Genomic DNA, 25,632 nt, shown 5'->3' on the forward strand with positions numbered 1-25,632 from the left:
TTACGGCGTTACCCCTTTTTTTAAAAGAATATTCCCGTACTTTGCCCGCTCTCCTGTGATAACGATCGCAAACGCCTTTTGTGCTCGTTCGTAAAAGGCATAGCGGTCAATACGCGTGATGTCCGGGCAGGGGGTCTGTAATGAAAGCGCCTGACGATAGCGAGTCTCAACGTCAGGATCGAGAGTGTCACCTTCAACCGCAGCCATCATCACCAGCGGTGGGGCGTAGCTGTCCAGTTCAAATAGCGGAATAAGCGCCTGCAGCAGATCGCTGACCAGCAGACCGTCAGCGCGGATGACCTGTGGCCCCATGCTGTTGGCCGGGAAGTGGGCATCGGAAAAGATAATCTCATCGCCGTGTCCCATTTCGGCCAGCACTTTCAGTAAGTCGGGGGAAATTAAGGGAGATATCGTTTTAAGCATGTTACTCGACTCCTGTGAGTTCGGATTCGGTTTGCGGATAGAAGTAACGGTACTGATAGCGCACCTGTTCGCGTGCCTGCTCCGGAGAGATAAATTCCCCGATGCCTGACCAGGCAAACATTGCGGCGCCTGCCACGGTGGTTTCGGCATCATCCAGCACTTTGACAGGGATCCCGAGAACGTTCGCTTTGATTTGGTTCCACAAGATGTTGCGGCTGCCCCCGCCAACTAATAGCAGTTCAGTGGCTTGGAAATGGCCGATTTTTTCCAGCGTTTGCAGATTCCGCTGCAGCTGTTCTGTCAGTCCTTCCAGCGCGGCGCGATAAAAGTGCCCACGGGTAGTATTGAGGGTAACCCCTTGCCAGCCCGCATTCTGACAGGCCAGCAGGTCGCAGTGCATCTTCACCCCTTCGGCACCAGCGGGAATATCCCGAGCTTCATCAATCAACGTTTGCCAGGGCGTGTCCGCGGTCCATAACAGCTTACGAACCCATTCAAGCACACCGGAGGCCAGCCACTGCATACCGGGATTGTTAAGCCCAGCCTGACTATCCAGCTCACAGGTGGAGCCCGCATAATGACTGAGCAGGGAGGTATTTACCTGCGCACTGCGTACCATCAGAATTTCCCATGTGCCGGAAGAGAGCACCGGTTCATCCTGTTGGGCTCCTGCGCCAAATAGCGCAAACTGTGTGTCGTGTCCGGCAGAGATGACTGGAATACCCTCTGGAAGTCCGAGCTGGCTGGCGGCCTCGCGTTGCAGTACCCCAATTTGTTCGCCTGCTTCAACCAGGCGCGGAAACAGGCGACGCGGTATGCCTGTTGCCTGCAAAATGTCCTGGCTGAAATCACGTTGCTGGATATCCAGCATCTGGCTGGTTCCCGCCATGGTGATGTCAGTTGTGAACTCGCCGGTTAAACGTTGGTTGATAAGCGACGAGATAAACAGCCAGGCGTGCGCCTGTTCCAGTAATTGCGGGTGGTTCTCTTTCAGCCACACCAGTTTGTACAGTGTATTGAAGCTAAACGCGCCAACGCCGGAGATTTCCTGCAGTTGCTGCGGCGACATGTAGCGATGGATATTCTCCATTACCGCTGCGGTACGTGGGCATTTCCAACTGATCACCGGGTACAGTTGTTTGCCGTTCTTATCCACCAGCGCGCCATCCACGCCGAAGGTGGTGACGGCGATCCCGCGAATTTGGCAGGCGGCCAATTGTGAGGAAAGCCGCTGACAGCAGTCGGCAAAGCGCTGCAGAATGGCCTCCAGCGACCATTGGTGCCAGGCACTGTTTTCTGCGGCGATGTCACTGGCGTTCGGGGTCGCTGCGCGGGCGACAATCTTTCCCTGTCGGTCAACGGCAATGGCCCGTACGTTGGTCGCGCCACAGTCGAGAACCAGAATAACCTCTTGTTTCATAATTGCTCCTGGGAGATTACCTATTGCCGGATGGCGGCTTCGCCTTATCCGGCCTACAAAACCGTGTGCTTCGTAGGCCGCGCCGCCATCAGGCAATCGCTCGATGTTTAACGCTTATACAGCGGACCGTAGTTCTGACAAGCGCGGTAATCCTGACCTTCCGTATCCATACCGTGGGCGGCCCAGGAGGAAGGACGATAAATTTTCTCGTCTTCCACGTTGTGCATGCACACCGGGATACGCAGCATGGCAGCCAGAGTGATAAAGTCCGCACCTACGTGACCAATCGTCAGCACCCCGTGGTTAGCGCCCCAGTTAGCCATGACGGAATAGACGTCGCTGAACGGGCCCTTGCCGGTTAAGCGCGGAGCAAACCAGGTGGTTGGCCATGTGGAGTTGGTACGCGCATCAAGCTGGTCGTTCATATCTTTCGGCAACTCCACGCTCCAGCCTTCCGCGATTTGCAGCACCGGCCCCAACCCTTTGATGATGTTGATACGGCTCATGGTGAACGGCACACCGCCTTCAGTCAGGAAGCGAGATGAGTAACCGCCCCCGCGGAAGTATTCGTGAATAGCCGGGCACCATTCGGTTGCCGCCAGGCATTCATCCGCCTCTTTCTGCGAGATTTCCCAGTGTGGTTTCATGGTCGGTTTACCTTCGCTGTCGCGCTGTTTGCAGGAACCGTCCAGTGCCGCAGAACCGGAGTTAATCAAGTGAATAATGCCGTGCTCAGCAAGACCGGTCAGCGGTTTACCCGTGACGCGTTCAACCGCCTCTGGCGACCAGTAGGTACGCACATCGGCAAAGACCTGGGCCGTGCCGGTGAGTTGATGGCCGAACAGCATCGCCACGCCGTTCAGGCTGTCGTTTTCTGTCGCGACAACGAACGGTTCACGAACGCCATTCCAGTCAAAGGAGCTGTTGAGCAACGCTTCGGCGGTATCGCCATTTGGGTATTGATCGGTCCAGTGACGCTGGCCCTGGAAGCCTGCGGCGATCGCGTTATAGCCCAGGGATTCTTCGACCAGACCTTTGTCTGCCAGCTTTTTGTTACCCTGCATCATGTCGCGAATGCACATAGCCATCAGCAGGCTTTCTTTCAGCACTGCGCGGCTTTGTTCTGCGTTACGCTTATATTGCTGCGCGTTCTGATCTTCGCCGTAGCGGAAGTTTTTGTCCGCCCACGCCAGCGCCATTTCCAGCTCGGTTTCATCATAGATTTTCTGGTCAATGCGACGACGCAGTTCGGTCATATCAACCGCCTGCACCTTCATACCCAGCCAGGATTCAAAGAAGTTATGGTCGACGATAGAACCGGCGATGCCCATTGATACACCACCGACAGACAGGTAGCTTTTCCCTTTCATACTGGCGACCGCTAAGCCGGCACGGGCAAAGCGCAGCAGTTTTTCTTCAACATCGGCAGGGATAGATGTGTCGTCTGCATCCTGTACGTCATGACCATAGATGGAGAAGGCAGGAAGTCCTTTTTGGCTGTGAGCTGCCAGTGCGGCGGCCAGGTAAACCGCCCCCGGACGTTCCGTGCCGTTGAAGCCCCAGATCGCTTTCGGGCGCATCGGATCCATGTCGATGGTTTCACTGCCGTAGCACCAACATGGGGTAACGGTAATCGTCACGCCAACATTCTGGCTGCTGAATTTTTCTTCACAGGCTGCGGATTCCGCCATGCCGGCGATACAGGTATCGGCAATCACACATTCAATTTGTGCGCCGCAGGCATGACGAAGTTTTTCAGTGATAAGCGCTGCGGTAGCTTTAGCCATATTCATGGTTTGCTCTTCGAGCGACTCACGTACACCCATACGACGTCCGTCAATAACCGGGCGAATACCAATTTTTGGTAAGCTGATTTTTTTCATCACAGATTCCTCACGTTATTCGGATAAATATTCAGTTGGCTGCCGTTTGTGAACGGAAGCGGGCAAAAATAAAGATGATGGCGAAGCAAAGCGCCGGGACCAGTTCAGCGGTCGGGATATTGCCAGCGGCATCGCTGACAAAGCCCATCACCGGGGTCACAATGCCGCCGCCAATGATGGTCATGACGATAAAAGACGAGCCGTATTTGGTGTCTTGTCCCAGATTTTTGATCCCCAGAGAAAAAATGGTTGGGTACTGAATCGACATAAATGCGCTGCACAACGTCAGGGCCAGCAGGCCGATCTGGCCACCGGTGAAGGCGGAAATCAGGCACAGAATCATGGCAAGCAGGGCATATGCGGCCAGCACTTTATGCGGCGCAAAGCGACTGATAAGCCAGGTGCCGGAGAAACGACCGATAAAGAAGCACACCATGGTGCCGGTCAGGTAGTTGGCGGCGAAACCTGGCGTCATGCCTGGGATCTCTTCGATTGCGTAGCGAATCAGGTAGCTCCAGCAGGCAGTTTGTGCACCGACGTAGCAGAACTGCGCCAGTACCGCCCAACGCCAGTGGCGAATGCGCACCAGGCGGGAAAGGGACGCGGAGAATGAACTCTGAGCGTTGTCACTGTGATCGTCACTTTGCAGGGTCGGAAACTTGGTAAACATGATCAGCAGGGCGACCAGCAAAACGACCGCGACGATGATCATATAAGGGGTTTGAACCGATAACACCAGGCTGTGCTTGTAGGCGCTTAGCTGTTCTGGCGCCATCTTATCGAGTACGTCTTGAGATTGATGTGGCACATTAGACAAAATAAGACTTTGCCCAAAAACAACCGCAATAATGGCACCAAATGAGTTAAAAGTTTGCGCGAGATTTAATCGGAAATGACCGCCGCTTTCCGGGCCCAGTACGGTTACAAAGGGGTTGGCAGCCGTTTCCAGACAACCTAAGCCCGCCGCAATAATAAATAGGCCAATCAAGAATAAGGTGTAATTCATTACTTCAGCCGCTGGCCAGAATAATGCTGCACCGATGGCATATAAGAATAATCCGGTAATAATGCCTGCTTTATAACTTAGTTTTTTCATCAGGATCCCAGCTGGGATTGGAATGACGAAATAACCAAAATAAAAAGCAGATTGAATCAGACCAGCCTGAAAGTTTGTTAATGTAAAAGCTTGCTGAAATTGTGGTAATAAAATGTCATTAAGATTATTGGCAACCGCCCAAAGAAAAAACAGTGAACAGAGCAACGCGAAGGGAATGACATAATTTTTTGTCTGCCCCCGCTCTACCGCATGAAAACTTTGTGTTTGTATTGATGTGTTTCCCATAGAATCCTCATCAGTTCATAAGCATGTTCAACAGCTTAAGAGTACGATTGGTGATTTTTACCAACCTGCTAATCCAGGTGAGTTCCGGTAACCTGCCAGATAAAATTGGCCTTCATGAATGAACTCATGAATTCATTTTCAAATAAAAACCGGCCATTAATATGATGGTGGTCACATTTATGCTCAGGGTGTGGGTTTATGTGATTATCATCACTTTAATTTCTTTAAAACAATGACCGTTTGAGAAAAATAAATTAAAAAGCCACAGGGATAATGCCCGAATTAATTAGTTAAGTGGAAAACGGGCAATGGTAACAATTTATTCGCAAATGACCGTTTTACAATGGTTTTATTAAGAACGGACATTTTGCAATTGTAATATTATGCCTGCATGTTTTTATTCAGCGTTATTAGTTGATGAACATCACAAAATCCAGTGCTAAAAATTCCCTTCTCTTTATTCAGCATGATGATAGTTAGCAAATACCCGCTTAAATCAACAGAGCGTCGAGGTATTAGCAATGTTCTGTTGTCGCATTTTGACTCACTGAGAGAGGTAAGTAATGGAACGAAATACGCTGGCACGGCAGATTATCAATACCTGCCTGGAAATGACCCGTCTGGGGTTGAATCAGGGGACTGCGGGTAATGTAAGTGTGCGTTACCAGGACGGGATGTTAATTACCCCGACGGGTATTCCGTATGACAAACTCACCGAATCCCACATTGTGTACATCAACGCTGAGGGGCAGCACGAAGAAGGGAAATTACCTTCCAGCGAGTGGCGGTTCCATATGGCCGCTTATCAGACGCGTCCCGATGCTCAGGCGGTGGTCCATAATCATGCCGTGCATTGTACTGCTGTTTCTATTCTCAATCGGCCAATCCCGGCAATCCATTACATGATTGCGGCGGCTGGCGGTAACTCAATTCCCTGTGCGCCATATGCGACGTTTGGCACGCGTGAGCTTTCCGAGCACGTTGCGGTAGCGCTGAAAAACCGAAAAGCAACGCTGTTGCAGCATCATGGGCTGATCGCCTGCGAGGAAAATCTGGAAAAAGCCCTGTGGTTAGCGCATGAAGTGGAAGTGCTGGCGCAGCTTTATCTCAGCACGCTGGCGATTACCGATCCGGTTCCGGTACTGGACGATGAGGCTATCGCTATTGTGCTGGAAAAATTCAAAACATATGGATTGCGTATTGAGGAATAGGAGATAAAACGATGGCGAACAGAATGATTCTGAACGAAACGGCATGGTTTGGCCGGGGAGCTGTTGGCGCATTAACCGATGAAGTTATTCGTCGTGGTTATCGCAAAGCATTGATTGTGACTGATAAAAATCTGGTGCAGTGCGGCATTGTTGAGAAGGTGACTTCCCGAATGGATGCTGCAGGTCTGGCATGGGAAATCTATTCAGGCGTTATTCCTAATCCAACCATTGCGGTAGTGCAGGAAGGATTGAGTGTCTTTCAGCAAAGCGGCGCAGACTATCTGGTCGCCATTGGCGGTGGCTCCCCGCAGGATACCTGTAAAGCGATTGGCATTATTAACAATAACCCGGAGTTTGCGGATGTACGCAGCCTTGAAGGGTTATCGCCGACACGCTTCCCGAGCGTGCCTGTTATGGCTATACCAACCACTGCGGGAACGGCGGCGGAAGTGACCATTAACTACGTGATCACTGACGAAGAGAATCGGCGTAAGTTTGTTTGTGTCGATCCACATGACATCCCGCAGGTGGCGTTCATTGATGCTGACATGATGGACGGCATGCCTGCTGCATTAAAAGCGGCTACTGGCGTAGATGCACTGACTCATGCCATTGAAGGCTACATCACGCGGGCTGCGTGGGCGCTTACCGATGCGCTGCACATTAAAGCCATCGAAATTATTGCCGGGTCATTACGCGGTTCCGTTGTGGGCGACAGCCAGGCGGGGGAAGCGATGGCTCTGGGCCAGTACGTTGCCGGGATGGGTTTCTCCAACGTAGGTCTGGGATTAGTGCATGGCATGGCACACCCGTTAGGCGCGTTCTACAACACGCCGCACGGCGTCGCGAATGCCATTTTGCTGCCGCACGTGATGCACTATAACGCCGAATTCACCGGGGAAAAATTCCGCGATATCGCCCGGGTAATGGGGGTTAAGGTTGAAGGACTGACGCTGGCAGAGGCACGCAAAGCGGCGGTGGATGCCGTCTTCGCCCTTAATCGCGATGTAGGTATCCCACTGCATCTACGCGATGTTGGCGTCCGTAAAGAGGATATTCCTGCGCTGGCGCAAGCCGCATTTGACGATGTTTGTACCGGGGGAAATCCGCGTGAAGCGAGCCTTGGGGATATCGTTGAGCTGTACCATACCGCCTGGTAATCACCTGGCGTTTATCTGGCCTACAGGGTTGTACAATAAGTAGGCCGGATAAGCGCAGCGCCATCCGGAAATAAGACTACCGCGCCAGCCGTAGCTGCTGTAGGTTTCCGTCGATATGTAAGTCTGTTTGCAGCCGCGCGATATCGCGACACAAAAACGCCATCTCCCGATGTTCTTCGAGTTTCTTGCGCCATTTCTCCGGTACATCATCCAGGTGTTCATACAGCGCTTCCAGCGTTGGAAACTGTGCCAGCAGTTGTGTGGCGCTTTTAGGACCAATACCGGCTACCCCCGGTATTTTAGAACTGCTGATCCCAGCCAGTCCCCAGTAATCAGGCAACTGTTGCGGCAGTACGCCGAACTCTTTCTCGATAAACGGCGCATCCAGCCAGCGTTTCTGGAAATAATCGCGAATCCGCAGCGTTGGGGAGAGTAGCTGACAGTAGCCTTTATCGGTTGAGACGATAGTCGCCTGGTGTCCCGCCTGGCTAACTTTCACCGCCAGAGTGGCGGCTAAATCATCGGCTTCATTCCCGCTGGATACCCAGCAGCAGACGCCGCGCTGTTCAAAAGCGGCGCGTAAGGCGGGCATTTCCTGGTGTAAATCGTCAGGCATCGGCGGGCGACCGGCTTTGTAGTCAGGTAACCGTTGGTGACGCCAGCCGCTGTTACGCGCTTCGTCATCAAATACCGCCACGGCGTGCGTGGGCTGACTGTGCACAATCAGCTGATCGAGTGCGTGCTGGCATGTCTCCACGCAGGGGGAGCCCTGTACGGCGTGAATACGGCGGATGAGATTCAGTGCATCAACAATGAGCAGGTGGACGGCCACGGTGTTCTCCCTAACAAATTAGTCTGTAGGGTAACATTCACGACGAGTGGAGACGAGCATTGCGAAAGAGCGCTATCCGTAAGCCTGACAAGCGAAGCGCCATCAGGCAATAAAAGCCGGATGCGGCGAGCGCCTTATCCGGCCTACAGATACGAAAATGTGCTGAGAATTAATCGCAGGTGACAATCTTCATCGCCAGACCACCACGAGAGGTTTCACGGTATTTGGCGTTCATGTCTTTACCGGTTTCGTACATGGTCTCGATAACTTTATCGAGGCACACGCGTGGTTCACTGGTACGGCGCAGCGCCATACGTGCAGCGTTCACCGCTTTAACCGAAGCAATGGCATTACGCTCAATGCACGGTACCTGAACCTGGCCGGCAACCGGGTCGCAGGTCAGACCCAGGTTGTGTTCCATACCGATTTCTGCCGCGATGCACACCTGCATTGGGCTACCGCCCAGCAGTTCAGCCAGACCAGCCGCTGCCATGGAGCAGGCGACGCCAACTTCACCCTGACAGCCGACTTCGGCACCAGAGATAGAGGCGTTCATCTTGTACAGTGAACCAATGGCGCTCGCGACCAGCATGTAGCGTGCCAGCGAGTTAGCGTTCACTTCACGGATAAACTTGTCGTAATACGCCAGTACGGCAGGAACAATCCCGCATGCACCGTTGGTTGGTGCAGTCACCACGCGTCCACCGGCTGCGTTTTCTTCGTTCACGGCCAACGCGAACATGTTGATCCAGTCAACAACCGCCATCGGGTCGGTGGTGGTTTTGTCGCTGCTGACCAGCATGCGACGCAGCGCAGCAGCACGACGCGGAACGCGCAGTTTGCCCGGCAATACACCTTCGGTGGTGATGCCGCGTTCAATCCCGCTACGCATCACTTCCCAGACGTTAGCAAAGTGCTGTTCCAGCTCTTCTTTGCTGTGCAGCGCCAGTTCGTTTTGCATCATCAGACCGGAAAGCGACAGGCCGGTTTCCTGGCAATGACGTTGCAAATCAGCTGCGGATTTATACGGATATGGCACGTTTACCGGAGAGTTGTTCGGTAAACCAAAATGTTCTTCATCAACGATGAACCCACCGCCAATGGAATAGTAAGTCTGGCTGTAAATAGCCTTTTCGCCCGCCAGTGCGGTAATGCGCATCCCGTTTTCGTGCAGGGACAGATTGTCCGCATGGAAATTCATGCACTTGTCGACCGGGAACTCGACCTCATGTTGACCGTCTGCCAGCAGCAAACGCCCATGAGTATTCACATCCTGGATAAAGGACGGAATGGCATCAATGTCTACGGTATCCGGCAGATTACCCGCCAGGCCCATAATTATCGCGATGTCGGTATGGTGACCTTTCCCCGTCAGAGATAAAGAGCCATAGACATCAACCACTACGCGGGTTACGTCAGTGAGAATTCCGCGTGCAATCAGGTCATCCGTGAATTGTTTGCCTGCTTTCATCGGGCCAACAGTGTGGGAGCTGGAAGGGCCAATGCCGATTTTGAAAATATCGAATACGCTAATCATGAGGCGTCCATTGTGTATCGAGGTGCGCCGCCCCGAGGAGCGGCGCAGGGGAATTAACTGAACAGAGAGTAGAAAATAGCGGAGATAGCGATCAGGCCCATAATCACAACGAAGACGTTGCTGATATGGCCGCTGTACTTACGCATTGCCGGTACTTTCTGAATGGCATACATCGGCATCAGGAACAGAATCATCGCGATGATTGGGCCACCCAGGGTCTCAATCATGCCGAGGATGCTTGGGTTCAGCGTCGCCACAATCCAGGTGGTTACCAGCATGAACAGCGCAGTGATTTTGTTCAGTTTGTTGATTTCGATGGATTTGCCTTTGCCACGCAGAGACTTAATCACCATACCATTGAAGCCTTCACGTGCGCCCAGGTAGTGGCCCAGGAAGGATTTGGTGATAGCGATAATCGCGATGATCGGTGCCATCCAGGCAATAATCGGCGCGTTAAAGTGGTTCGCCAGGTAAGACAGAATCGAGATGTTCTGCTCTTTCGCTGCTGCCAGGTCTGCCGGAGTCAGGCTGAACACGCAGCTGAAGACGAAGAACATAACGGTCAGTACCATCATGATGTGAGCGAATGCCAGAATCTTGGAGCATTTTTTCTCTGCTTCATCACCGTACTCTTCACGCTTCGCCACGGCGAAGGAGGAGATGATCGGGGAGTGGTTGAAGGAGAACACCATTACCGGAATTGCCAGCCACAGGGTCAACAGCAGGCCGTTGCCGGTGGTTGCCGCAGAGTCAAAAGACATGGTTTCCAGAATCGCACCGCTCCACTGAGGGATCAGGTACAGCGCCAGTAGCATCAGAGCCGCAACGAACGGGAATACCAGGATGCTCATCGCCTTAACGATCATCTGCTCACCGAAGCGCACGATGGTCATCATACCGACAATCAGGATCAGTGACAGGATTGCGCGCGGCGGCGGCGTAATCGCCAGCTGGTGGGTCAGGAAGCTTTCAACCGTGTTGGTGATTGCTACGCTGTAAACCAACAGAATCGGGTAGATAGCGAAGAAGTAGAGCAGGGTAATCAGTTTACCTGCACCAACACCAAAGTGTTCTTCTACAACTTCGGTGATGTCTTCACCCGGATTTTTACCGGACAGCACAAAGCGAGTCAGGCCGCGGTGTGCAAAGAAGGTCATTGGGAAGGCAAGGATCGCCATGATGATCAGCGGGATCATACCGCCTACGCCTGCGTTAATCGGCAGGAACAATACACCCGCCCCAATCGCCGTGCCGTAAAGGCCCAGCATCCACATGGTGTCTGTTTTGCGCCATGCGCTGCGGGTCTGGCCCGTAACGATAGTGCTGGTTTGAGTGTTTTCCATCTATTTCTCCTGGAGGAAGCTTAAAAAGTCGGGTTTGGGGTCAATCCAATGAGAAAGTACCCGACTGTAAATCGAAATTCGTTGAGCGATTTTTATATAATTTTTCGCCGTAATAATTTTCGGGCGGAAAGATACATTTTAGTAATGAATGTATCAGTGATCGGGATCCCAAATGCAATAATCCACCTTTTATGTGGATAAATTTGGGCCATTAATCTGTTAAAAAATAGTCAAAGCGAATTTACGGGCGCGAAGGCTAACATTAACGACATATCTCATGAAAGCGAAGGCGCGAAGATAGGCGTGTTCAGCTGTAAAAACTGTTGTTTTTAGATGATTTCGGCGACTAATAATAATTTTCTAAGATAAATCACGGTTGGTTTTTCAAGGTAATCGTTTGCGTAGCGCGCTGTTTTTTATGAATCATCACTGGTATTTATATGATTGTCGGAGCTATGTGACTGGTATCACTAAAAAAAGCCGGGAGGCAAGTGCGCCAAACCCGGCTTTGATATGGACAAAACTGTCACCGCTCTAGCGCTGCTAGCCGGTGTTGAAGGTCAGGCGCAGATCTCGTAGCAAGGGATGTACGCGGAGCCTGGCAACTTCATGCGATGTTGTGCAACAAAGCCCTGCAGGAGATCGTCCATGCGGCGCATCATTTCGCGGTCACCGTGGATTTTGTACGGGCCAAACTCTTCGATGGCGCGAATGCCGACCTCCTTCACGTTACCGGCCACAATACCCGAGAATGCACGACGCAGGTCGGCGGCCAATACTTCAACGGGTTGATCCGGGTACAGCTTCAGGTTGGCCATGTTTTCATGGGACGGCTCGAACGGCATCTGCAAATCAGGTGCGATACGAATCGACCAGTTAAAGCTGTAAGCATCTCCTGTGTCGCGACGGTTTTCTTTCACCAGCGGCATCGCTTTTTTCATCAGACGCGCCACTTCGGCCGCATCGTCAATGATAATGCGATAGTGGCGACGCGCATCTTCCCCTAGCGTGTGCACGATAAATTCGTCCAGCACGCGGAAGTAATCCGCACTCTCTTTTGGTCCGGTCAGGATCAGCGGTAGAACCTGATCTTTGTTGGCCGGATTCATCAGGATCCCCAGCAGATACAGCAGCTCTTCTGCTGTCCCTACGCCACCCGGGAAGATGATAATACCGTGAGCGATACGCACGAACGCTTCCAGACGTTTTTCAATGTCCGGCATGATGATCAGTTCGTTTACCAGCGGGTTAGGCGGTTCAGCGGCGATGATTGACGGTTCGGTCATGCCAATAAAGCGGCTGTCTTTGTATCGCTGCTGGGCGTGGCCGACCGCAGCGCCTTTCATTGGCGCTTCCATCGCCCCCGGACCGCAGCCGGTACAGATGTTCAGTTCGCGCAGACCCAGTTGGGTGCCGACGCGACGGGCATACAGGTACTCATTTTCGTTGATTGAGTGACCGCCCCAGCAGACGACCATGTTCGGCGCTTCACCAACGTGTAGCGCCCGCGCATTACGCAGGATCGAGAATACGAGGTTGGTAATATGTACCGAGCTTTCGAGATCCAGATGCTGAAAACGACCGGCGTTATGGATCTGTCCATTGACGAACAGAATGTCGCGCAGTACGGCAAACAGGTTAGCCTGTAGCGCACGAATAATGCGTCCATCAACAAACGCATCTTCAGGTGGGTTGATCAGTTCCAGCTTCACGCCCCGTTCGCGGCGCAGTACGTTAATATCGAAACTTTCAAAGCGGGACAGCAGTTCTTTACTGTTGTCGGTCAAACTGCCGGAGTTCAGAACGGCAAGCGAACAGTTACGAAACAGTTGATACAGGTCGCTGCTGGCCGTGCGTTTAAGCATATCGACTTCCAGCTGCGACAACATGTCCATTGAGCCAAGCGGGCTAATATGTGTAATCAAGTAAACTCCTTATGGGACGCAACACGTCATTCCCTATTGATTACAATAGCCCTGGCTTATGACCTTTCACAACCTTGCGCGCGGAATCCGGCACGCAAAATTGAGAAAAAAGATTACTGACGTACCAGACGACCGGTTGCCGGAGTGAAATCGGTGTTGGTGCGCCATGGGTTAATGTCCAGGCCGCCACGTCGCGTGTAGCGTGCATAGACGCTCAGTTTCTCTGGCTGGCAGAAGCGCAGAATGTCATTGAAAATACGTTCCACGCACTGCTCATGAAATTCATTATGGTGGCGGAAGGAGACCAGATAACGCAGCAGCTTCTCTCTGTCGATTTTCCGTCCACGATACTGAATTTGTATGGAGCCCCAGTCGGGCTGGTGGGTGATCAGACAGTTGGATTTCAGCAGGTGGCTGACCAGCGTCTCTTCGACTGCCTTTTCACCGCTCACGGCATTTTCCAGATACGCAGTGCTGAACTGATAGTTGTCGATGACGATATCCTGATTGTCGATACAGGTCCCATTAAAGTGGGCTATCGGCTGCCCTTCCAGTTCGTCAAGGCGGTACAGCGCCACGCTGACATCGCCCTGAGCGCAGGCGCGCAGATCGTTTTCCAGCGTCTGGCGTACCGCGTCCCAGGAATCAAAACGCGTCTGGTTAAAACTGTTCAGGTAAAGCTTAAAGCTTTTCGACTCAATCAGATTTACGCTGGTGTAATCCAGTTCCACGTGACCGACCGCGACCTGCGGTAAGCCGTTGGCATTCAGCCACGACAGTTCATATAGCGTCCAGATATCCGCACCGTGAAAAGGCAAGTTATCGGCCTTTAAATCCAGCGGGTCGCGATTCAGGCTGCGCGGAACGCCCTGCAACAGACTTGCATCGTAATTGTCTCGGTAATCCGTTGATTTACCGAGTGTCAGGCCGTTAAGCGCCTGATGATTTTCATAAGAGGACATGTTTCACCGTCATAAACCAGATACACTATGCGACAAGTGTATCCTGGCTTTTGTGAAGAGAGAAATCAGTGGACGAATTGACAGCGCAGGCGTTGATAGCCTTTACGACGCGTTATTGCGACGCATGGCATGAAAAAAACAACAGTTGGCCGCTCAGCGAAGAGCTGTATGGCGTACCTTCTCCGTGTATCATTTCTTCCACAGACGATGCGGTATTTTGGCAGCCTCAACCTTTTGTCGGCGAAAATAACCTCAATGCGGTTGAACGGGCCTTTGATATTGTGGTACAACCTGCCGTTCACGCTTTTTACACCACCCAGTTTGCTGGTGATATGCACGCGCAGTTTGCGGATGAAAAGCTCACGCTGCTGCAAACCTGGAGTGAAGATGACTTCAGGCGCGTTCAGGAAAACCTGATTGGTCATCTGGTTACGCAAAAGCGCCTCAGGCTATCACCTACGCTTTTTATTGCCACACAAGATAATGAGCTTGACGTCATTTCGGTGTGCAATCTGTCCGGTGAAGTATGCAAAGAAACGCTGGGAACCCGTAAACGAACGGTGCTGGCGGCCTCACTTGCGGAATTCCTCACTCAACTTAAGCCAGTTCTGTAATCCAGTTTGCCCTGAATCTTGTGAGAGATCTCTTACAAACCCTGTAGGACATTGCCAGGTGATAAGTAAAGACTTAATGAATTGATAAAATAATAATTTATTATTATTCAATTGGTTAGTGTTTTATTGTCAACTTTCATATGAAAATAATCATAAGGGTAAGCCTGTAAGCATCTTGTAAGACAAAGCGAAACAGGCGATTCTATATCTGTCGACAAGGAGTCGCACAACGAAGAGAACATCAGGATGATGGCTCTTCGCCAGGACACACCAGGACGGTGTTGCAAGGACAGGCTTCAGGACGAAGCAAAGAGGAAGACGCTGGATGCGTTAAAGGACACCTCCAGGATGGAGAATGAGAGCCGGTCAGGATGTTCGGCGGGTCTGGATGGCCAGGATACTTCAGGATGAAGTTTTCACATCGGGGTGATGTGAGCAGGATGCAAAAGTTCAGGATGAACACGGTCGCAAGACCACAGGAAAAGTTGTCAAGGATGAGCAGGGAGCACTAAAAGTAGCTGGAATGCTGCGAAACGAACCGGGAGCACTGTTTTTACAGTGCTCCCTTTTTTTATTTCCCTTCACTAGTGCTATTCTTCGCGCCAGATTTTTTCATCATTGAGGTTAATTTCATGACGACTCATGACCGTGTGCGCCAGCAGTTACACGCACTTGAAGCGCTACTGCGTGAACATCATCACTGGCGGATGGATGAGCCAGCAGAGCATCTGTTTACCAGTACGCAGCCTTTTTGTATGGATACCATGGAACCGGTCGAGTGGCTGCAGTGGGTGTTGATTCCCCGCATGCATACGTTGATTGATAACGCGCAGCCGCTTCCGCAGGCTTTTGCCGTCGCACCGTATTACGAAATGGCGCTGGCAGCCGATCACCCGCAACGCGACATTCTTCTGGCGGCATTGCAGGAGCTGGATGCGCTGTTTACAAGTGATAACGCCTGATGCTGGAAATTCTTTATCAGGACGAATGGCTGGTCGCCGTCAATAAACCTTCGGGCTGGTTGGTTCACCGCAGTTGGCTCGACCGGGATGAGAAAGTGGTGGTGATGCAAACGGTGCGCGACCAAATTGGTCAGCACGTATTTACCGCCCATCGACTCGACAGACCAACCTCCGGCGTGCTGCTGATGGGACTGTCCAGCGAAGCCGGGCGTTTGCTGTCCCAGCAGTTTGAACATCATCAAATTCAGAAACGCTATCATGCGATTGTGCGTGGCTGGCTGATGGATGATGCCGTGCTGGATTACCCGCTGGTCGAAGAGCTGGATAAGATTGCCGATAAGTTTGCCCGCGATGATAAAGGCCCGCAGCCTGCTGTCACCCATTATCGTGGCCTGGCAACGGTAGAAATGCCGGTAGCGACCGGGCGTTATCCGACTACTCGTTACGGGCTGGTGGAGCTGGATCCTAAAACCGGTCGCAAGCACCAGCTCAGACGCCATCTGGCGCACTTGCGCCATCCGATTATCGGCGACAGCAAGCACGGTGATTTGCGGCAAAATCGCAGCGCCGCAGAGCATTTTGGTTGTCAGCGATTAATGCTGCATGCCAGCCAGCTTGCGCTGACCCATCCTTTCACCGGCGAACCGCTGGTTATTCGCGCCGGACTGGATGACGTCTGGATGCAGGCGTTATCACAGTTTGGCTGGCGTGGACTTCTCCCTGAGAATGAAAGGGTTGAGTTCAGCGGGCTGTCAGGTCAGGATGAGCAGATAGATTCTTAAGTCCCAGGAGATTACGGTTATGGCGGAAATTGGAATTTTTGTCGGCACGATGTACGGAAACGCGCTGCTGGTTGCCGAAGAGGCCGAAGCTATTTTGACGGCGCAGGGTCATAAAGCTACGGTGTTCGAAGATCCGGAGCTTAGCGACTGGCAGGCATATCAGGATAAATATGTACTGGTGGTGACTTCCACGACCGGGCAGGGCGATCTGCCGGATAGCATCGTGCCGCTGTTTCAGGGGATCAAAGATAATCTCGGTTTCCAGCCAAATCTGCATTACGGGGTAATTGGGCTGGGCGACAGTAGCTACGTTAATTTCTGCAATGGCGGCAAACAGTTCGATGCCTTGTTGCAGGAACAAAGCGCCCACCGTGTAGGAGAAATGCTGCTGATTGATGCCAGCGAGCATCCTGAACCGGAAAGCGAATCCAATCCCTGGGTAGAAAACTGGGGAACCTTGCTTAAATAACTCCCTCGCTCGTACGGGCATGCAACCCCCATTTGAACCGCAAGCCGGGCCAGGCGAAGCCGCCACCCGGCAATAAAACCCCAATTACGTGAACTAACTTCCACTACTTTGGGCTTATGCCCCAAACAACTTCTCACTGCCTCCCTAATGTTGTGTTCATGCACGGTGAGGGTCAGTGGCACTCCTTCATATACTTTTCCCGTCAGTTCCCGGAATGGCAGCGAGTCAGAATAAAACGGCCCTGAGCTGTACCAACACTGCCACACACTAACCTCTCATTCTGATCACCCTACAGGTGCTGTACAGAATGAACTGGCGAAAGCCAGGATTCAGGAGTGCAACAATGAGTTCATTAAGTCAGGCGGCGAGCAGCGCGGAAAAACGCACTAACGCTCGCTACTGGATAGTGGTGATGCTGTTTATCGTCACATCCTTCAACTACGGTGATCGCGCCACCTTATCCATTGCCGGTTCGGAGATGGCCAAAGACATTGGTCTGGATGCGGTAGGGATGGGGTATGTATTCTCCGCTTTCTCATGGGCCTATGTTATCGGCCAGATCCCCGGCGGCTGGTTGCTCGACCGCTTTGGTTCAAAACGCGTTTATTTCTGGTCCATCTTTATTTGGTCCATGTTTACCCTGTTGCAGGGTTTTGTCGATATCTTCAGTGGTTTCGGCATTATCGTTGCGCTGTTTACCCTGCGTTTCCTCGTCGGTTTAGCTGAAGCGCCCTCCTTCCCCGGCAACAGTCGTATTGTGGCGGCGTGGTTCCCGGCACAGGAAAGGGGCACGGCGGTCGCTATCTTTAACTCTGCGCAATACTTTGCCACCGTTATCTTCGCGCCAATCATGGGTTGGCTGACCCACGAAGTGGGTTGGTCGCACGTGTTCTTCTTTATGGGCGGTCTTGGGATTGTTATCAGCTTCGTCTGGCTGAAGGTGATTCATGAACCGAACCAGCACCCGGGCGTAAACCAAAAAGAGCTGGATTACATTGCCGAAGGTGGGGCGCTGATCAACATGGATCAGGCGGCAGCCAAAACCAAAGTGCCGTTTAGCGTGAAGTGGGGGCAAATCAAACAGCTGCTGGGTTCACGGATGATGATCGGGATTTACATCGGCCAGTACTGCATTAACGCGCTGACCTACTTCTTTATCACCTGGTTCCCGGTTTATCTGGTGCAGGCTCGCGGTATGTCGATTTTGAAAGCTGGCTTTGTTGCTTCGGTTCCGGCCATTTGCGGATTCGCCGGCGGCGTGCTCGGCGGCATTATTTCCGACTGGTTGATGCGCCGTACCGGTTCGCTGAATATCGCCCGTAAAACGCCAATCGTACTCGGTATGCTGCTGTCGATGGTGATGGTGTTCTGTAACTACGTCAATGTGGAGTGGATGATCATCGGCTTTATGGCGCTGGCCTTCTTCGGCAAAGGTATCGGTGCGCTGGGATGGGCGGTGATGGCTGATACCGCACCTAAAGAGATCAGCGGTCTGAGCGGCGGTTTGTTCAACATGTTTGGCAACATCTCCGGCATCGTCACGCCAATTGCTATCGGCTACATCGTCGGGACTACCGGCTCGTTTAACGGCGCGTTGATTTACGTCGGGGTACATGCGCTGATTGCGGTGGTGAGCTATCTGGTGCTGGTGGGCGATATTAAACGTATCGAACTGAAACCTGTCGCAGGACAATGATGATGACAACACAATCGAGTCCCGTTATTACCGATATGAAGGTCATCCCGGTGGCCGGTCATGACAGCATGCTGCTCAATATTGGCGGCGCGCATAACGCATACTTTACTCGTAATATCGTGGTGCTCACCGATAATGCCGGAAACACCGGTGTCGGTGAAGCGCCTGGTGGTGAAGTGATTTATCAGACGCTGGTGGATGCGATTCCGCAGGTGTTGGGCCAGGAAGTGGCGCGCCTGAATAAGGTGGTGCAGCAGGTGCATAAAGGCAATCAGGCCGCTGATTTTGACACCTTTGGCAAAGGCGCCTGGACCTTTGAACTACGGGTCAATGCGGTAGCAGCGCTGGAAGCCGCATTGCTCGACCTGCTGGGTAAGGCGCTGAACGTGCCGGTTTGTGAACTGTTAGGGCCGGGCAAGCAGCGCGATGCGGTCACCGTACTCGGCTATCTGTTCTACGTGGGTGATCGCACAAAGACCGATTTACCGTATCTGGAAAGTACGCCGGGAAACCATGAGTGGTATCACCTGCGTCATCAGCAAGCGATGAACAGTGAGGCTGTGGTACGTCTGGCTCAGGCTTCGCAGGATCGCTACGGCTTTAAAGATTTCAAACTCAAGGGCGGTGTACTGCCTGGCGAGCAGGAAATCGACACCGCTCGTGCGCTGAAAAAATGCTTCCCGGATGCGCGTATTACGGTTGATCCCAACGGTGCCTGGCTGCTGGATGAAGCCATCTCCCTGTGTAAAGGGCTGAACGATGTTCTGACCTACGCTGAAGATCCATGCGGCGCTGAACAGGGTTTTTCTGGCCGCGAAGTGATGGCCGAGTTCCGCCGTGCAACCGGTCTGCCGGTAGCAACGAACATGATAGCCACCAACTGGCGTGAAATGGGCCATGCGGTGATGCTGAATTCAGTAGATATTCCGCTGGCCGATCCGCACTTCTGGACCCTTTCTGGCGCGGTACGCGTGGCACAGTTATGCGACGACTGGGGCCTGACCTGGGGCTGCCATTCTAACAATCATTTTGATATTTCCCTGGCGATGTTCACCCACGTTGGCGCGGCTGCACCGGGTAATCCAACGGCTATTGATACCCACTGGATCTGGCAGGAGGGCGATTGCCGCCTGACCAAAAATCCGCTGGAGATTAAAAACGGAAAAATTGCGGTACCCGATGCGCCCGGTCTGGGCGTGGAACTGGACTGGGATCAGGTACAGAAAGCGCATGAAGCCTATAAGGCGCTGCCCGGCGGTGCGCGTAATGACGCAGGCCCAATGCAGTATCTGATCCCCGGATGGACTTTTGACCGTAAACGTCCCGTTTTCGGCCGCCACTAATTTTGAATAAGGACTTAATTATGAGCGCACAATTTTCTACCCCATTGGTTACCTCTATGCAGGTTATTCCGGTTGCGGGTCATGACAGCATGCTGATGAACCTGAGCGGCGCACATGCTCCGTTCTTCACGCGCAATATTGTGATTATTAAAGATAACTCCGGTCATACCGGCGTGGGTGAAATTCCCGGCGGCGAAAAAATCCGCAAAACGCTGGAAGATGCGATCCCGTTGGTGGTAGGCAAAACGTTAGGCGAATATAAAAATGTGCTGAATGCAGTACGCAATACTTTTGCCGATCGTGATGCGGGCGGTCGCGGTTTGCAGACCTTCGATTTACGTACCACTATTCATGTGGTTACAGGGATCGAAGCGGCCATGTTGGATCTGTTAGGTCAGCATCTGGGCGTAAACGTCGCCTCTTTGCTGGGGGATGGACAGCAGCGTAGCGAAGTTGAAATGTTGGGTTATCTGTTCTTCGTGGGTAACCGTAAGGCAACGCCGCTGCCGTACCAGAGTCAGCCGGATGATAAATGCGACTGGTATCGTCTGCGTCATGAAGAAGCGATGACCCCGGATGCGGTAGTGCGCCTGGCGGAAGCCGCGTATGAGAAGTATGGTTTCAACGACTTTAAACTGAAAGGCGGAGTACTGGCCGGGGAAGAAGAAGCGGAATCTATTGTCGCGCTAGCGAAACGCTTTCCGCAGGCCCGCGTCACGCTGGATCCGAACGGCGCGTGGTCGCTAAATGAAGCGATTAAGATCGGCAAATATCTGAAGGGTTCTCTGGCCTATGCGGAAGATCCGTGCGGTGCCGAGCAGGGCTTCTCTGGTCGTGAAGTGATGGCGGAGTTCCGCCGCGCCACCGGTCTGCCGACCGCCACCAACATGATCGCCACCGACTGGCGTCAGATGGGGCATACGCTGTCGTTGCAGTCTGTGGATATCCCACTGGCGGACCCGCACTTCTGGACTATGCAGGGTTCTGTCCGTGTGGCGCAGATGTGCCATGAGTTCGGGCTGACCTGGGGATCGCACTCTAACAACCACTTTGATATTTCGCTGGCGATGTTTACGCATGTTGCGGCGGCGGCTCCAGGAAAAATTACCGCTATCGACACCCACTGGATCTGGCAGGAAGGCAACCAGCGCTTGACCAAAGAGCCGTTTGAAATCAAAGGCGGCATGGTGCAGGTTCCGGCAAAACCGGGTCTGGGCGTGGCGCTGGATATGGATCAGGTCATGAAAGCGCATGAGCTGTACCAGCAACATGGACTGGGTGCGCGTGATGATGCGATGGGTATGCAGTATCTTATCCCGAACTGGACGTTTGATAATAAGCGTCCGTGCATGGTTCGCTAAGTGATCCAGGACCGCTCCTATAGAGTGAGCGGTTTTGCTCCTGGTGTATGCTTAACATAATCAACATGCGTAAGGATGCTTTATGAAAATAGTAATCGCACCCGATTCCTATAAGGAAAGTTTGAGTGCGCTTGAGGTGGCAACGGCTATAGAGCTGGGGTTTCGTGAGATCTGGCCCGATGCGGATTACGTGAAGATTCCGGTTGCAGATGGCGGTGAAGGAACGGCCGAAGCGATGGTTGCCGCAACGCAAGGTCACCTTGTGCATGTTGATGTTACCGGCCCTTTGGGCAACACAATTCAGGCATTTTATGGTTTATCTGGTGATGAGCGCTCGGCGTTTATCGAAATGGCGGCCGCCAGCGGACTGGAACAGGTTCCTGTGGGGTTACGCGATCCGCTGAAAACGACATCCTGGGGAACCGGGGAGTTAATCCGTCATGCGCTGGACGCTGGCGTTGAGCATATCATCATTGGGATTGGCGGTAGCGCCACCAATGATGGCGGTGCCGGGATGGTGCAAGCGCTGGGAGCAAAACTGCTGGATGCGCAAAATAACGAAATTGCGCAAGGCGGAATCGGTCTGGAATCTCTGTCCCAGATTGATATTTCTCAGTTAGACAGCCGTCTTGCCGGGTGCCTTATAGAAGTGGCTTGCGATGTGACCAACCCGTTGACTGGAAAAGAGGGCGCATCTGCGGTTTTTGGTCCGCAAAAAGGGGCGACGCCGGAGATGATTACCCGCCTGGATCGGGCGCTCACGCACTATGCGCAACTCATTGCCCGCGATCTGGACGTCAACGTGCTGGATCTGGCCGGTGGTGGTGCGGCGGGTGGTATGGGGGCGGCGCTGTATGCGTTTTGCGGCGCACAGTTACGCTGCGGTATTGAGATAGTGACCGATGCGTTACACCTTGATGCCTGCGTTGCGGATGCGGATTTAGTGGTCACAGGTGAAGGGCGCATTGATAGTCAGACCATTCACGGTAAGGTTCCGGTTGGCGTGGCGAAGGTCGCAAAGCGTTACAACAAGCCGGTTATCGGTATCGCAGGTAGCCTGACGGCCGATGTGGGGGTCGTACACGAGCATGGGCTGGATGCGGTTTTCAGCGTCATCTACTCCATTTGTACCCTGGATGAGGCGCTGAAGAACGCGAGCGACAACGTACGAATGACGGCGCGAAACGTAGCCGCAACGCTCAAAGCAGGGCAGCAATTACGCTGAGTTGTTAGCCGCATTCGTCGATGTGCCCGATGCGCGACGCTTATCGGGCCTACGGCAAACAGCGAAACCTGTAGGCCGGATAAGGCGTTTACTACCCGATGCGCGACGCTTATCGGGCCTACGGCAAACAGCGAAGCCTGTAGGCTGGATAAGGCGTTTACGCCGCATCCGGCGATGTGCCCGATGCACGACGCTTATCGGGCCTACGGTAAACAGCGAAACCTGTAGGCCGGACGTTTACGCCGCATCCGGCGATGTGCCCGATGCACGACGTTTATCGGGTCTACAGTAAACAGCGAAACCTGTAGGCCGGATAAGGCGTTTACGCCGCATCCGGCGAATATCACCCCAATATCCGTTTCGCTTCGCGCGCAACGTTGTCCATTTCATCCAGAAGCTCTAAAAATTCAGGTTCCAGCTCTTCTTCTTTGGTTCCACTGCGTAGCTGTTGTTCAATGAGCTGACACAGGTTTTTCATGCGGGGGACACCACTATAACCGCAACTGCCGTGCAGCTTGTGAATCATATCCACTAGCCCTTCGGGGTTCTCTCCGACCAGTTGCTCTTCGATTTTGTTACGCACCTCAGGCAGAAAATCGATCAGCATTTGCAGCATATCCCGCGCCAAATCGTTCTTACCCGCGGCTTGCCTTAATGCCAGTTGCCAGTCGAGCGTCGTGTTCGGATTGACGACCGGCTCAAGAGGTTCTGCGGTGAGTGCCCGCAGCGATGTGCTTGCGCCCGGTTTGTAACGTAACAGCAGATTATGCAGCTTATCTTCCTCGATAGGCTTCGCCAGGTAATCGTTCATCCCGGCGCTGAGCAGCTTCTCTTTCTGCCCGGCCATGGCGTGTGCGGTGACCGCAATGACCGGTGTCTGCTGTTGATGAGGAAGCTGGTGGATCAGTTCGCAGGCACGAATACCGTCCATGTCTGGCATCTGAATATCCATCAGGATCAGGTCAAACGGCATTTGTCTGGCGCGATCCACCGCCTGATGCCCGCTGTCACACAGCACGACGTGCTGTACCTTATCTTCCAGCAATGCGCCAATCAGCTTGAGGTTCGCCGGGTTGTCGTCTACCGCCATGACGGTCATCGCAATTTTGCTTTCATCTAACAGCAGCGGATCCGCGCTGTGGTTTAGCTGACAATACTCTGTCAGCGCAGGCAGTAAACGGGTTGAGGTGAGAGGTTTCAACAGACACGCCGCCGCGCCGCCCTGTTTCAATTTCTCAGCGTTAATTTGTGCATGACAAGGCAAGGCTAGCAACAGGAAGTCGGTCATCGCTGCTGCGCTTGCCAGCCGCTCATGCTGCATGGTGAGTGGTTCGCGCAAAGTGACCGGAATGCCCAGCAACAGAATGTCGTAGTGCTCCGCTGGCAACCCGGAGAACGAAGGGCTGTAAATCACCTCCAGCGGTGTTTCACTCAAGATATCTAACGTGCATTGTGCGGCGGTGGCGTTAGGTTCGACGTAGGCCAATCGTTTACCGGCAAGGCATCGGGTTGTCGAACGATCAATAAGCACGTTAGGGTTGAGATCGAGGCTGATATGGAACCAGAACGTGGAACCCCGATTAGGTTGGCTGTGGAAGGAGATATCCCCACCCATTTCGTTGACCAGTTTTTGCGTAATGACCAGACCTAGCCCGGTTCCGCCATGACGCCGGGAAATACTGGCATCCGCCTGACGGAAAGCCTGGAACAGACGGGATTGATCGCGCTCAGGAATACCGATCCCGGTATCGCGGATTTGTACTTCAATTTGCACTTTCGTGTTACTAAGGGCTCGCTTCTCGACCAGAATGTCGATGTTGCCGCCTTCGGTAAATTTGATGGCGTTGCCGACCAGATTGGTGATCACCTGCTGTAAACGCAGCGGGTCACCGATGACGTTGTCCGGTACGTCATTCTTAATATTCAGCGTCAGCTCAAGCCCTTTATCATGGGATGAATGCGCTAACAGCGTAACGACGTCATCCAGCGTGCTGCGCAGCGGGAACGGAATGCTTTCCAGAATCAGCTTGCCCGCCTCAAGTTTGGAGAAGTCGAGTACATCATTGATGATGGCCAGCAGATTGTTAGCCGAGCGTTCAATGGTATTCAGGTGATCGCGCTGTGTGGTGTTGAGCTCGGTTTTTAGCGTCAGACGGGTGAAGCCAATCACGCCATTCAGCGGTGTTCGCAGCTCGTGGGACATGTTTGCCAGAAACTCAGACTTAATACGTGCCGCTTCCTGGGCGCGTTTCTTCGCCAGATCCAGTTCGACGTTCTGGATTTCCATCTGCTCCAGCGTTTCGCGCAGGTCAGAGGTGGCCTGATCGATGTTGTGCTGCATCTCTTCATGGTAAGCAGCGAGAGACATAGCCATCGAGTTGATGCCATTTTTAAGCATATCCAGCTCGCCCAGCATGAAACCTTCCACGCGGCTGTCGAGCTGTCCTCTACGTATTCGGTCAACGGTATTCACCATATTGCGAATCGGGCCGGTCACGTCGCGCATCAGACGCCAGCCGAAAATTAACGCAATACCAATACAAAACAGCATCATTACGCTGGAGATAAAGATCTCTTTGTACTGCTGCAATCGTACGGACTTAAGGTCCAGCTCAAGCGCCACATACCCCAGCATATTTTTGGTGTTTTTGGCGTCGCTTACGGCGGATTCATCCGGTGAATAGCTTTCCGATATAATAGGGGTTCGCAGGATCATGATATCCCCGTGCCGGGTGACGCTCAGCTTCCGGGGAAACGGTGAACCTGTCGCCAACTGCATTTCAGACGGATCGAGATGAAAATTTGAGGTGACGAACAGTCGGTTATTTTCGTCATAAACAGAAATTGCCCGCACGATATCGGAATGGCGACGATGCAGCACGCTGATAAGCTGGCCGATGGATTCCCTGTTTTGCAGGTTCATGCCATATTCGCTGGAGACCGCGAGTGGTTCAATGATGCTGGCACCAGCATCTTCCAGTTGACGCTGCAAGTCGTTATAGCGATGCACAACAAAAAAGATACTGAGCAACAAACCTATCAGGACGGTCGGGGCCAGGATCAGAATCATCATGCGTGCGCGCAGGCTGTAGTTGGTCATGGAGTTCCGTTATGGGACAATTAGGGTCACACTGTTAAATAG

At 52.9% G+C, this 25,632-nt stretch carries 20 protein-coding genes; 10 read left to right on the forward strand and 10 right to left on the reverse strand.

What is annotated here, in order from left to right:
* From fucU to fucP, 4 genes are all read right to left on the reverse strand, one after another.
* Positions 1 to 423: an L-fucose mutarotase gene (fucU, locus tag BZK40_RS03880; RefSeq protein ID WP_048236690.1), complete on the reverse strand. Its 423-nt coding sequence runs from the start codon at positions 421 to 423 to the stop codon at positions 1 to 3.
* A 1-nt stretch (position 424) separates the two neighbouring features.
* Positions 425 to 1,843 (reverse strand): L-fuculokinase, encoded by a 1,419-nt coding sequence (gene fucK, locus BZK40_RS03885; RefSeq protein ID WP_057067291.1) that lies wholly within the window; start codon positions 1,841 to 1,843, stop codon positions 425 to 427.
* Positions 1,844 to 1,950: 107 nt separating this feature from the next.
* Positions 1,951 to 3,726, reverse strand: coding sequence for an L-fucose isomerase (gene fucI / locus BZK40_RS03890; RefSeq protein WP_079934185.1), 1,776 nt, complete (start codon positions 3,724 to 3,726; stop codon positions 1,951 to 1,953).
* A gap of 31 nt (positions 3,727 to 3,757) precedes the next feature.
* Complete coding sequence (fucP, locus tag BZK40_RS03895) at positions 3,758 to 5,068, reverse strand: L-fucose:H+ symporter permease (RefSeq protein WP_008785696.1); 1,311 nt, start codon at positions 5,066 to 5,068, stop codon at positions 3,758 to 3,760.
* Between the two features lie 563 nt (positions 5,069 to 5,631).
* Between fucP and fucA the strand changes: the two genes are divergently transcribed.
* Positions 5,632 to 6,279 (forward strand): L-fuculose-phosphate aldolase, encoded by a 648-nt coding sequence (gene fucA, locus BZK40_RS03905; protein WP_003825656.1) that lies wholly within the window; start codon positions 5,632 to 5,634, stop codon positions 6,277 to 6,279.
* 11 nt (positions 6,280 to 6,290) lie between these two features.
* A complete protein-coding gene (fucO, locus tag BZK40_RS03910; RefSeq protein WP_060683307.1) occupies positions 6,291 to 7,439 on the forward strand; it encodes a lactaldehyde reductase in 1,149 nt (382 codons plus the stop codon).
* A 76-nt stretch (positions 7,440 to 7,515) separates the two neighbouring features.
* Here fucO and xni read toward each other — a convergent pair whose 3' ends face one another.
* The 5 genes from xni to queF all read right to left on the reverse strand — a co-directional run bounded on the left by xni (position 7,516) and on the right by queF (position 14,038).
* The gene (gene xni, locus BZK40_RS03915; RefSeq protein ID WP_003825659.1) at positions 7,516 to 8,271 is read right to left on the reverse strand and encodes a flap endonuclease Xni; all 756 of its coding nucleotides are present in this window, start codon (positions 8,269 to 8,271) and stop codon (positions 7,516 to 7,518) included.
* Between the two features lie 169 nt (positions 8,272 to 8,440).
* On the reverse strand, positions 8,441 to 9,808 hold the full coding sequence (locus tag BZK40_RS03925) for an L-serine ammonia-lyase (RefSeq protein ID WP_003034070.1): 1,368 nt from the start codon (positions 9,806 to 9,808) through the stop codon (positions 8,441 to 8,443).
* A 53-nt stretch (positions 9,809 to 9,861) separates the two neighbouring features.
* Positions 9,862 to 11,151, reverse strand: coding sequence for an HAAAP family serine/threonine permease (locus tag BZK40_RS03930; protein WP_003034073.1), 1,290 nt, complete (start codon positions 11,149 to 11,151; stop codon positions 9,862 to 9,864).
* 560 nt (positions 11,152 to 11,711) lie between these two features.
* Entirely contained in the window at positions 11,712 to 13,076 is a 1,365-nt protein-coding gene (gene ppnN, locus BZK40_RS03935) for a nucleotide 5'-monophosphate nucleosidase PpnN (protein ID WP_003840366.1), read from the reverse strand.
* Positions 13,077 to 13,189: 113 nt separating this feature from the next.
* On the reverse strand, positions 13,190 to 14,038 hold the full coding sequence (gene queF / locus BZK40_RS03940; protein ID WP_003825665.1) for an NADPH-dependent 7-cyano-7-deazaguanine reductase QueF: 849 nt from the start codon (positions 14,036 to 14,038) through the stop codon (positions 13,190 to 13,192).
* A gap of 68 nt (positions 14,039 to 14,106) precedes the next feature.
* Between queF and syd the strand changes: the two genes are divergently transcribed.
* The 8 genes from syd (at position 14,107) to BZK40_RS03985 (ending at position 22,490) form a co-directional block, all read left to right on the forward strand.
* Positions 14,107 to 14,652, forward strand: coding sequence for a SecY-interacting protein (syd, locus tag BZK40_RS03945; RefSeq protein WP_079934186.1), 546 nt, complete (start codon positions 14,107 to 14,109; stop codon positions 14,650 to 14,652).
* 632 nt (positions 14,653 to 15,284) lie between these two features.
* Complete coding sequence (locus BZK40_RS03950; RefSeq protein ID WP_003825670.1) at positions 15,285 to 15,614, forward strand: YqcC family protein; 330 nt, start codon at positions 15,285 to 15,287, stop codon at positions 15,612 to 15,614.
* Positions 15,614 to 16,396, forward strand: a complete 783-nt coding sequence (truC, locus tag BZK40_RS03955) for a tRNA pseudouridine(65) synthase TruC (RefSeq protein ID WP_003825671.1) — start codon at positions 15,614 to 15,616, stop codon at positions 16,394 to 16,396. The genes BZK40_RS03950 and truC overlap by 1 nt, the downstream gene beginning before the upstream one ends.
* A 19-nt stretch (positions 16,397 to 16,415) precedes the next feature.
* A complete protein-coding gene (locus BZK40_RS03960) occupies positions 16,416 to 16,865 on the forward strand; it encodes a flavodoxin (RefSeq protein ID WP_003825676.1) in 450 nt (149 codons plus the stop codon).
* Between the two features lie 343 nt (positions 16,866 to 17,208).
* On the forward strand, positions 17,209 to 18,561 hold the full coding sequence (gene gudP / locus BZK40_RS03970) for a galactarate/glucarate/glycerate transporter GudP (RefSeq protein ID WP_048225345.1): 1,353 nt from the start codon (positions 17,209 to 17,211) through the stop codon (positions 18,559 to 18,561).
* Positions 18,562 to 18,563: 2 nt separating this feature from the next.
* Positions 18,564 to 19,904 carry an enolase C-terminal domain-like protein gene (locus tag BZK40_RS03975; RefSeq protein WP_048215648.1) on the forward strand — a complete coding sequence of 447 codons (1,341 nt, stop codon included), beginning with the start codon at positions 18,564 to 18,566 and terminating at the stop codon, positions 19,902 to 19,904.
* A gap of 20 nt (positions 19,905 to 19,924) precedes the next feature.
* Complete coding sequence (gene gudD / locus BZK40_RS03980) at positions 19,925 to 21,265, forward strand: glucarate dehydratase (protein WP_079934187.1); 1,341 nt, start codon at positions 19,925 to 19,927, stop codon at positions 21,263 to 21,265.
* Positions 21,266 to 21,347: 82 nt separating this feature from the next.
* Positions 21,348 to 22,490 carry a glycerate kinase gene (locus tag BZK40_RS03985; protein WP_079934188.1) on the forward strand — a complete coding sequence of 381 codons (1,143 nt, stop codon included), beginning with the start codon at positions 21,348 to 21,350 and terminating at the stop codon, positions 22,488 to 22,490.
* A 343-nt stretch (positions 22,491 to 22,833) separates the two neighbouring features.
* On the opposite strand, the gene barA is transcribed toward BZK40_RS03985, so the two are convergent.
* Complete coding sequence (gene barA, locus BZK40_RS03990) at positions 22,834 to 25,590, reverse strand: two-component sensor histidine kinase BarA (RefSeq protein ID WP_048215651.1); 2,757 nt, start codon at positions 25,588 to 25,590, stop codon at positions 22,834 to 22,836.
* Positions 25,591 to 25,632: the final 42 nt, after the last annotated feature.

Source organism: Citrobacter portucalensis (assembly GCF_002042885.1).
GTDB classification, from domain to species: Bacteria; Pseudomonadota; Gammaproteobacteria; order Enterobacterales; family Enterobacteriaceae; genus Citrobacter; species Citrobacter portucalensis.

Excerpts from the sequence above, each read along its gene's own strand:
- fucU (WP_048236690.1), bottom strand. The coding sequence starts at position 423 with ATGCTTAAAACGATATCTCCCTTAATTTCCCCCGACTTACTGAAAGTG.
- fucK (WP_057067291.1), bottom strand. The coding sequence starts at position 1,843 with ATGAAACAAGAGGTTATTCTGGTTCTCGACTGTGGCGCGACCAACGTA.
- fucI (WP_079934185.1), bottom strand. The coding sequence starts at position 3,726 with ATGAAAAAAATCAGCTTACCAAAAATTGGTATTCGCCCGGTTATTGAC.
- fucP (WP_008785696.1), bottom strand. The coding sequence starts at position 5,068 with ATGGGAAACACATCAATACAAACACAAAGTTTTCATGCGGTAGAGCGG.
- fucA (WP_003825656.1), top strand. The coding sequence starts at position 5,632 with ATGGAACGAAATACGCTGGCACGGCAGATTATCAATACCTGCCTGGAA.
- fucO (WP_060683307.1), top strand. The coding sequence starts at position 6,291 with ATGGCGAACAGAATGATTCTGAACGAAACGGCATGGTTTGGCCGGGGA.
- BZK40_RS03925 (WP_003034070.1), bottom strand. The coding sequence starts at position 9,808 with ATGATTAGCGTATTCGATATTTTCAAAATCGGCATTGGCCCTTCCAGC.
- BZK40_RS03930 (WP_003034073.1), bottom strand. The coding sequence starts at position 11,151 with ATGGAAAACACTCAAACCAGCACTATCGTTACGGGCCAGACCCGCAGC.
- queF (WP_003825665.1), bottom strand. The coding sequence starts at position 14,038 with ATGTCCTCTTATGAAAATCATCAGGCGCTTAACGGCCTGACACTCGGT.
- BZK40_RS03950 (WP_003825670.1), top strand. The coding sequence starts at position 15,285 with ATGACGACTCATGACCGTGTGCGCCAGCAGTTACACGCACTTGAAGCG.
- truC (WP_003825671.1), top strand. The coding sequence starts at position 15,614 with ATGCTGGAAATTCTTTATCAGGACGAATGGCTGGTCGCCGTCAATAAA.
- BZK40_RS03960 (WP_003825676.1), top strand. The coding sequence starts at position 16,416 with ATGGCGGAAATTGGAATTTTTGTCGGCACGATGTACGGAAACGCGCTG.
- gudP (WP_048225345.1), top strand. The coding sequence starts at position 17,209 with ATGAGTTCATTAAGTCAGGCGGCGAGCAGCGCGGAAAAACGCACTAAC.
- BZK40_RS03975 (WP_048215648.1), top strand. The coding sequence starts at position 18,564 with ATGACAACACAATCGAGTCCCGTTATTACCGATATGAAGGTCATCCCG.
- gudD (WP_079934187.1), top strand. The coding sequence starts at position 19,925 with ATGAGCGCACAATTTTCTACCCCATTGGTTACCTCTATGCAGGTTATT.
- BZK40_RS03985 (WP_079934188.1), top strand. The coding sequence starts at position 21,348 with ATGAAAATAGTAATCGCACCCGATTCCTATAAGGAAAGTTTGAGTGCG.
- barA (WP_048215651.1), bottom strand. The coding sequence starts at position 25,590 with ATGACCAACTACAGCCTGCGCGCACGCATGATGATTCTGATCCTGGCC.